We start from the raw sequence: 9,483 nt of genomic DNA on the forward strand, positions 1-9,483 counted from the left end.
CATCAGGCCTTTTTTCATTTCTTATTAACTGAAACTTAGCGTAAGTGCCTAATACATTTTAGAAGCATTAAAGAATGCCCCTTCAAGTGCACTGATTCACGGCAATTTAGCTGTTCATCTACAAGTTGCCCGCTCTCACAAGCAGTATCAACTTTGACTTTCCAAATAAGGCCTTTTTTCAATTCAGGCAACTTACACCCTATTTGATAACTTGAAGCATTTAAAATCACAAACCAATGCTCACCTGTTGTGCTAGCTTCCCTTAACTCAACAGCAATTGCCTGTGAGTTATGCGCATGCCAATCCACAGCTTCCATCAAATAGCCATCAGGGTGATACCATTTTACTAAGTCTGAGTTTTCACATCCATTTAAGCAGTCATCACTAAGTACTAACTTGCCAAATAAACGTGACTCTCGGCGCAATTTGATTGTCGCAGAAGTAAAATCAAACAGCTGTTGGTCTACTTTTGCAAGCTTCCAACTTAACCAAGTTATTTTATTGTCTTGGCAATAGGCATTATTATTTCCTGATTGATGGTTGCCCATCTCATCACCAGCTAAAAAGTGCGGTGTTCCCTGTGATAATAAAAGAGTGGTGATCAGGTTGCGCTTTTGTTGCTCTCTTAAGGCATTAATACGTGGATTATCCGTATCACCTTCAGCGCCATAATTTGCCGATAGGTTATTACCGTGTCCATCACGATTATTTTCTTCATTGGCAAGGTTATGCCGATCCGCATAAGAAACAAGGTCATCGAGGGTAAAACCATCATGGTAGCAAATGTAATTGACACTTGTTGAGTTAGAACGGTAATGTTTTGCAAACATATCACGAGAGCCTAACAAGCGAGTCGCTACATCTGCGACATGTCCCGTATCACCTCGCCAAAATGAGCGTAGTGTGTCTCGGAAGCGGTCATTGCATTCAAGCCAATCACTTGGAAAACCACCTAAGCGGTAACCACCTGGGCCAATATCCCATGGCTCAGCAATCAGCTTAACTTTGCTCAGGACAGGATCTTGTAATAAAGACTTGAAGAATGCACTCTGTTCATTAAAACCATTCTCTTCTCGCGCTAGTGTTACCGCTAAATCAAATCTGAAACCATCAACCTGCATCTCTGTTACCCAATAACGTAAAGAGTCTAAGACTAATTTCAAAGTCCATGGGTTATTAAGATTTACCGTATTACCGCACCCCGAATGGTTACTGTGATTTAGGTAATCGGGTGCTCCACTATTTGCGTGTTTTTCAAAAGTATAATAATGACGATTATCAAAACCTTTAAAACTTAAAATAGCACCATCAATACCTGACTCTGCAGTATGGTTGTAAACTACATCTAGAATAACTTCAATACCTGCTTGATGAAGCTCTTTAACCATCGTTTTAAACTCATTCACCGCATCGTATTGTGCATATCGACATTCCGGTGAAAAGAAGTTGATCGGGTTATACCCCCAATAATTAGTTAAACCCAGAGCTTTCAAACGAGGCTCGCTCATAAAACTGAAAACAGGCATAATTTGTAAACTAGTGATGCCTAGCTTTTTATAGTGCGCGATACTTGCAGGGGCTGATAACCCCAAATATTTGCCCCTTTTTGCAAGAGGTATCGCTTCATTAAGCTGGCTAAAGCCTTTTACATGCACCTCATAAAGAATTCGTTCATCATCAAGAATAACCGGCTTTTTAGTACCTTCCCAATCAAAAGTCCCATCTATCACCATCGATTTAGAAATGTGCAAGCCATCAGCTTTGTTTTCTAATGTTTCAAAGCTATGCTGCACACGATTTAATGCTTTTGCGTAGGGGTCGATTAACAAATTATCAGGATCGAACATCATCCCATTAGCAGGATCATTTTCACCGTAAACACGATAACCATATAGTTGTCCCGCTTTGACATTGTGCACAAAAATACTCCACATATGCCCTAACTTTACATCCAAGGCATAACGTGAGACCTCATTTTCACACTTATCAAAAAGACATAGCTCAATACGAAATGCCCCTAAACTATAAACTGAAAAGTGGCAACCTTTCCCATCTTCATCTAAGTGTGCACCAAGTGGCAAAAATTGCCCACTTGATACAGAAAATGGGTGCTCATGAGTACTTAAAGTCAGTAATTCATCACGCACTTAACTACCCTTTTTTTGTAAATACACAGTTGATAACGGCGGTAAATTTACCGTAAATGAATATGCTTTTCCTTGCCACTCATGTTCTGTCGCAACAAAAACACCCATTTTATCCCCCATTGCAAAGTTACTTCCCCAATAATAGTGACTATCTGAGTTTAAAATAACTTCATATTCTCCTGCTTCGCTTACTGGCACTCGGTAACCCTCACGTGGAATTGGCGTAAAGTTTGATAAACAAATCACCTGTTTATCTTGCTTCGCATTCTTGCGTATAAAAGAGAATACGCTATTTTCGCCATCACTATGATCTAACCACTCAAATCCATCAGTACTGTAATCAAGTTCATAAAATGCACTATTTGATTTGTATAGATGGTTAAGATCTTTAATCAGTAGTTGTTGTCCCGCATGCTTATCGTAGTCTAAAAGGTGCCAATCTAAACTACCATCATGGTTCCACTCACGACTTTGCGCAATTTCAGCCCCCATGAAATTTAATTTTTTCCCTGGATGCGCATACATATAACCAGAATAAGCACGTAAGTTAGCCGCAGCTTGCCACTCATCCCCAGGCATTTTATCAATCATACTTTTTTTGCCGTGTACGACCTCATCATGAGAAATAGGCAACACAAAATGCTCGTTATAATGATATACCATGGCAAAAGTCATCTCATGATGATGATATTTACGGTACATAGGATCCTGCTCTACATAACTCAAAGTGTCATGCATCCAGCCCATATTCCATTTAAAACCAAAACCTAAACCACCCTCAAAGGTAGGTTTAGAAACACCTGCGAATGCAGTTGATTCTTCAGCGATAGTCATAGCATGAGGATATTGTGCATACACCTCTTCATTAAACCATTTTAATAAACTAATCGCTTCATAGTTATGGTTACCACCATCAACATTAGGCACCCACTCGCCTTCATTACGCGAGTAATCCCAGTACAGCATCGAGGCAACAGCATCAACTCGCAAACCATCAACATGGAATTTATCAAGCCAGATCAGTGCACTAGCAACTAAAAATTGACGAACATTGTCGCGGCCAAAGTCATAAATATATGAGTTCCAATCAGGGTGCCAACCACGGCGAGGATCTTCATATTCATACAAAGGCGTGCCATCAAATCGCGCTAAACCATGAGGGTCTGCAGGGAAATGAGCAGGTACCCAATCAACGATAATGCCAATACCCGCTTGGTGAGCTTGGTCGATAAAATATTTTAAATCATCAGCATCACCGAAACGACTTGTTGCTGCAAATAAACCAACTGGTTGATAGCCCCATGAGCCATCAAATGGAAACTCTGAAATAGGCATCACTTCGAGGTGGGTATAGCCCATCTCAACTAAATATGGAATCAAGTCAGCAGCGAGTTCACGGTACGTAAGCATCCGTTCAACGCCTTCTTCGTTCTTACGCTTCCAAGAACCTAAATGCACTTCATAAATACTCATAGCAGCAAAGCGTTTATCGCCCTGCTGTGATTCACGCCATGCATCATCATTCCATTGATACTGGTCATGGTCCACGACAATGGAAGCATGAGAAGGATATTGTTCCGCTTGAAAACCAACTGGGTCGGCTTTATGAGGAAGGCGATTGCCTAGGCCATCTTTTAATTCAAATTTATAAGCGCAACCAGCAGAAATTCCTGGTACAAATAATACCCAGTGGCCACACCAGCTTCGTTGCATTGGTTGGCGCTGACCATCCCAGTGATTCAACTCAGTAATCAGGCTAACACTAGATGCATTTGGCGCATATACAATAAATCGTACACCGCTAATGTTGAGATCATGAGAGGTTACAATCTTAAGTTGAGCCCCCAACGTTTTGTAAACATTTTGAGGTGCTTCGTGTAGTGTTGATAAACCGTCAAAAGCAATATCATGAAATTGATAAGGGTCGATAAATCGATGTTCTGCACCTTTATATATAGCATTAAATTCATAAGTAAACTTTTCTTTAAGCGATGGAAGCGCTAATTCAAAAAGCCCAGCTTCATCAATTTTGACCAGCTCTGCGATCGCTTTATTTTCGCCTAATTTAAAAAGCTCAACCTTATCTGCATCAGGTAACCAAGCACGTAAAATATAACCTCCTGAAGTAGATGGTATTAGACCTAAACGCTCAAAAGGATTATTCAATTTTGCTTCTTTTAGAAGCGAAATTAATGATGCATGCTCGATATGAAGTGACTCCTGTTTCTTGACAACATTCGCAGGTGCTAGTTTAGCGCTTGTTTGTTTAGCCACTGCCTTTTTGGTAACCCCTTTTTTACTTGTTACTTTCTTGTCCGCTACTTTTTTAGTCACTTTTTTGTTCATAATTTATAACCTAGTTGTTTTTCGACGCTTCATTACGTGCATTAGTTAAGTTTTCTAGCAAACTTTTTATTTGCTCATTGCTAAACAATTGCTCTAAATTTTGGCTAAGCTTACGCTGCCAGTTTCGATATTCATCACTTGTACCCGGTACGTTCACCGGATGTTCCATCTCTAAAAAATCCTCCAATTGCAAGCTAAGTAAAGCAGCATTTCCCTTCGCTAAATGTGCTTGCATTGAAAAGTTTAAGGTTTGATCCATCCCTGTTTGCGTTGCATCCCGATTGTACTCTGTCGGCAAACTACTATGTCCATGTAAACTATTTAAAATCTGTTGCTTGCAAAAGACACGATTCTCCATGAGCTTATCTAATACTTGCTGATCAGGATACAAGCCTAACTCTTTACCGAGATATAGATCATCACAATGCCAATACCCTTTAATAGTCGGCATATCATGAGTAGAAAGCGTGGCCATCGCTTGTTCTTTATAATGCGCTGGTGAAATGTAACCACCATCATCAGCTTGCTCGAAAAAGAAAACTTTATATGAATAGACCCCCGCATCCTGAAGCAAAACATCAATTCCTTCAGGCACTGTCCCCAAATCTTCACCAATCACTAAACACTGATTACGCTGACTTTCTAGCGCTAATAAATTTAACAGATCTTGTACAGGATAATAAATATAAGCGCCCTCTTTTGCCGTCGCATTGTCTGGCACCCACCATAAACGTAAAAGTGCCATCACATGATCAATTCGAAGTGCTCCACAATGACTCATATTTGCTTGTAAAAGATCAATAAAAGGCTGATACCCATTTTTGTACAACTGATCGGGTGAAATAGGTGGCAACCCCCAACTTTGCCCTAACGGACCAAGAATATCTGGTGGTGCCCCTACACTTATTTGTTCGCAGTAAAGGTCATGATTTGCCCATAATTCAGAACTTCCTTTGCCGACACCAACCGCTAAGTCTCGATATATACCCAAAGTCATGCCCAGTTTTTTTGCTAATTGATCAGCTTCTTCTAGTTGAAGTTCAGCCACCCATTGGCAATAACTCCAAAACATAACTTCTTGGTAATTAGCTTCAATCCAAGCTTGCGTTGTATCGCTTTGAAATGACTGAAAATCTGTAGGCCAAACAGGCCAGCCCCACATCGAAGCGTCTTCCTCTAAGAATTTAAATTGCAATGCATCGTAACAAGCTTGCTGAATCAAGGACTCGCCTTTCACCTCTACGTATTGTTTAAACGAAGCTAAACGTTTCTTACTTGAGCTAGCACTATTCAAGATCTTAAATAATGAACGTAATACATTAAGTTTTAAAGAAGTAACGCCTTCATAATCAACCCATTGTGTATCACGAAGTTCATTTAACTGGTCTTGGAATGCTACGCTTTCCACCTTCGCTTGAATGTCAGGATCTTGCTTAAACTCGTCAATATTAGTTAAATCACTATATAAGATATTTAACCATTTACGAGATGATGGGCTGTAAGGACTAGCGTTGTTTGGAAAAGCAGGGGAAAGCGCATGGATGGGGTTCAATCCAATAAAGTCACCACCGTGTTGTGCGGTTTTTTCAAGTAATAATTTAAGATCAGTAAAGTCACCAATACCCCAGTTATTTTCACTTCTCAAACAATATAACTGGACACTTGTACCCCATATTTTTTTACCTTGTTGCATATCTTTTGGTGTAAAGCAGGCACTTGGGGTAATAATTAATGACATAGTTGCCAAAGGCTCATCATTACCTTTTTCAATTAGTGCTAATTGATGGTACCCATAGGGTAAATCCAATTTTAGCTGGACTTGATAACATTGAAACTCTATGTCAGCTATCTCATTCACAGCAACAAGTGGAAAACCTGTTGCGGTAATTGTTTGCTTAAGAATTTGATTTTCTTCGGTGGTTATCTGATATATCAACGCATCAGTCACAAAATCGATCGGCAAACAAACATCTATCGTATAGCAATCTGATTGTTGCGCGACGGTAACAGGAGGAAGTAAAGATAACCAATGACGTTTTTCTTCTTCTTTATAATGAGCAAGCAGTTGTGCTTCATTGTTGGCATCATACCCCATCTTATTAATAAGGTTTTTTACATGTTGCTCGGAAACAATTGCAGGACTTCCCCAAGCATCAACGAAGTTAGGATCAATTCCTTTTAACTCCATAAACATATCTAAACTAGAACGAGTCATATAACACCTTATATTAATTGTATATATGCTGGGTTGGCCAGCATCAAATTGACATTAGTTTAATATCAGAACATTTATATCATATTTTGATGCACTGTAAATTCATTATCTACACAAAAGCCAAAGGGCTTAAATATTCTGCTTACAACTTGATATATAACAACTGATATTATGAACATATTTATTGATCGATATTATTACTTTTAAAAATCGACACTTCATAATAGAGTAAATAAAAAATGAGTTAACCCCTTGTTACATTTCATTACGTTGTATTCCATTACAAAGGTAAATTTATGATCTCACACCTCTTTTTAAATAAAACAAAATCACTGACACCTTCTGCAAGCTTACAAGTTGATAAAAATGGATTTGAATTTTTAATCATCGAGCATAAAAAATTAGCAGCAGCTTTTACCTTGCATGGTGGTCATCTCATCCACTTCCAACCGGTAAATCAAGCACCTATTATCTGGTTAAGTAAAACGGCTATTTTCGATGATCAAAAAGCAATTCGCGGAGGAGTGCCAATTTGTTGGCCTTGGTTTGGACCTGCAAGCCCTGAATTAGGAGGCAACTTACCTTCGCATGGATTTGCTCGAACCAGTAAATGGTCAATCGGTAACATTGAAGAAACAGAGGAAGGCGTTGAGCTTGAACTTAAGTTAGTTAGCGATGAGAAAACCTTGGCAATGTGGCCTTATCAGTTTGAGTTAACACTCAAAGCCTCATTAACCGAGCAGTTACAGTTACAGTTAATCACTGAAAATAAAGGGACACAAAACTTTACTTATAGAAGTGCACTTCATACCTATTTAAATATTGGTACACCCGAAGCTGTTAAAGTGTCAGGCTTAAACGAAACATTTGCAAATTCCCTACAAAATAAACAACTTGAAACGGGTGATGGCAGTTTAGCGATTGATCAAGCAATTGACTCTATTTACAACAAAGCGCAAGGAGAGATACAGCTTGAAGATCAACAGCTGCAGCGCACTTTAACGATCACTAATACAGGCAATGACTCAGAAGTTGTCTGGTCGCCATGGATTGAAGGTGCAACTGCATTTGCAGACATGCCAGATGACGGCTATCAAACGATGTTATGTATAGAGTCAACTATCACACGTAGTGAAGGTCATTTTGTAAGTTCAGGGGAACAGCACATATTAAGCACGCTAATTAAATAACCAATTCGTTATTTAATTACACCCTCTGCCTTCAGGGATAGCTTTCAGCTATCCCTTTTTATTAGGACCAACAACATAACACTCACTTTTCTTCTCTATTTTCTGATCAATTAATGACGTAATAAAATTAATCCCACCTCATAATCTTTCAATTAAGTGACAATTGACGTTGAAAATTGGGGTTTTACTTTCTTTTCTGTGAAATTGCACTTAATATGGTTGCGTAATTTAATTACAGAGTCATTTTGCTCAAAAAAACAGCAAAATGATAAAACTTGTTTGTAAAGTGGTAATTTTATTAGTTAATTGTAGTTTTCAGAGCAAATTTCTTGACCAACATCAAGTCAGCTCAATTTTGGAACTCTATAATGAACACAAGTTTTAAAATCAAACCATCTAAAAGGATCTAATAATGACAATTAAAATCGGTATCAACGGCTTTGGTCGTATCGGACGTTTCGTATTTCGTGCTGCTTGTGAACGTGCAGACGTAGAAGTTGTTGCAATCAATGACTTAATCGATGTTGACTACATGGCTTACATGCTAAAATACGATTCAACTCACGGTCGTTTCAACGGTACTGTTGAAGTTAAAGACGGTAACCTAGTTGTTAACGGTACGACTGTACGTGTTACTGCTGAACGTAACCCTGCTGACCTTAAATGGAATGAAGCTGGTGTTGACGTAGTTGCTGAAGCAACTGGTCTTTTCCTTACTGACGAAACAGCTCGTAAACATATCGAAGCTGGTGCTAAGAAAGTTGTTTTAACTGGTCCTTCTGGCGACGTTCCAATGTTCGTAAACGGCGTAAACTTTAACGAGTACGCTGGTCAAGATATCGTTTCTAACGCTTCTTGTACTACTAACTGTCTAGCTCCTATGGCTAAAGTACTTAACGACAAGTGGGGCATTGAATCTGGTCTTATGACTACAGTTCACGCTACTACTGCAACTCAAAAAACTGTTGACGGTCCTTCTGCTAAAGACTGGCGTGGTGGTCGTGGTGCTTCTCAGAACATCATCCCATCTTCAACTGGTGCTGCTAAAGCGGTAGGTAAAGTAATTCCTGCTCTTAACGGTCTTCTAACTGGTATGGCTTTCCGTGTACCAACTGCTAACGTTTCTGTTGTTGACTTAACTGTTAACCTTAAAACTGCTGCATCTTACGAAGAAATCTGTGCTGAAATGAAGCGTGCTTCTGAAAACGAAATGGCTGGTGTTCTTGGTTACACTGACGAAGCTGTTGTTTCTCAAGACTTCATCGGTGAAGTACAAACTTCTGTATTCGATAGCGCTGCTGGCCTATCTCTAACTGACAAATTCGTTAAAGTTGTATCTTGGTACGATAACGAAATCGGTTACTCAAACAAAGTTCTTGACCTAGTTGCTCTTATCTCTAAATAAGATCTGACATAGTCAAATTTGTTTACAAGCCTGTATCTCGATACGGGCTTTTTTGTGTCTGTAATTTGTAATAACAAATTTGTATAACTCAATTCCATATCTTGGAACAAGAACGAAATCTAGCGTTATTAAACCAGCAAACAAAGTTCTTGAACTAGTATCTCTAAATAAGATCTGACA

At 39.1% G+C, this 9,483-nt stretch carries 5 protein-coding genes; 2 read left to right on the forward strand and 3 right to left on the reverse strand.

What is annotated here, in order from left to right; translation table 11 throughout:
* Positions 1–35: 35 nt before the first annotated feature.
* Genes glgX through malQ form a run of 3 tightly spaced genes read right to left on the reverse strand, consistent with a single transcriptional unit; the run spans position 36 to position 6,708 of the window.
* On the reverse strand, positions 36–2,147 hold the full coding sequence (gene glgX / locus CW745_RS13815) for a glycogen debranching protein GlgX (RefSeq protein WP_101109279.1): 2,112 nt from the start codon (positions 2,145–2,147) through the stop codon (positions 36–38).
* Positions 2,148–4,493: a 1,4-alpha-glucan branching protein GlgB gene (glgB, locus tag CW745_RS13820; RefSeq protein WP_101109280.1), complete on the reverse strand. Its 2,346-nt coding sequence runs from the start codon at positions 4,491–4,493 to the stop codon at positions 2,148–2,150. It abuts the gene before it with no gap.
* 10 nt (positions 4,494–4,503) lie between these two features.
* Positions 4,504–6,708, reverse strand: a complete 2,205-nt coding sequence (malQ, locus tag CW745_RS13825) for a 4-alpha-glucanotransferase (RefSeq protein ID WP_101109281.1) — start codon at positions 6,706–6,708, stop codon at positions 4,504–4,506.
* A 296-nt stretch (positions 6,709–7,004) separates the two neighbouring features.
* On the opposite strand from malQ, the gene CW745_RS13830 reads away from it, so the two are divergent.
* Positions 7,005–7,898: a D-hexose-6-phosphate mutarotase gene (locus CW745_RS13830; RefSeq protein ID WP_101109282.1), complete on the forward strand. Its 894-nt coding sequence runs from the start codon at positions 7,005–7,007 to the stop codon at positions 7,896–7,898.
* Positions 7,899–8,310: 412 nt separating this feature from the next.
* On the forward strand, positions 8,311–9,303 hold the full coding sequence (gene gap / locus CW745_RS13835; RefSeq protein WP_101109283.1) for a type I glyceraldehyde-3-phosphate dehydrogenase: 993 nt from the start codon (positions 8,311–8,313) through the stop codon (positions 9,301–9,303).
* The last annotated feature ends 180 nt before the right edge of the window (positions 9,304–9,483 follow it).

The organism is Psychromonas sp. psych-6C06 (assembly GCF_002835465.1).
Classification (GTDB): Bacteria; Pseudomonadota; Gammaproteobacteria; order Enterobacterales; family Psychromonadaceae; genus Psychromonas.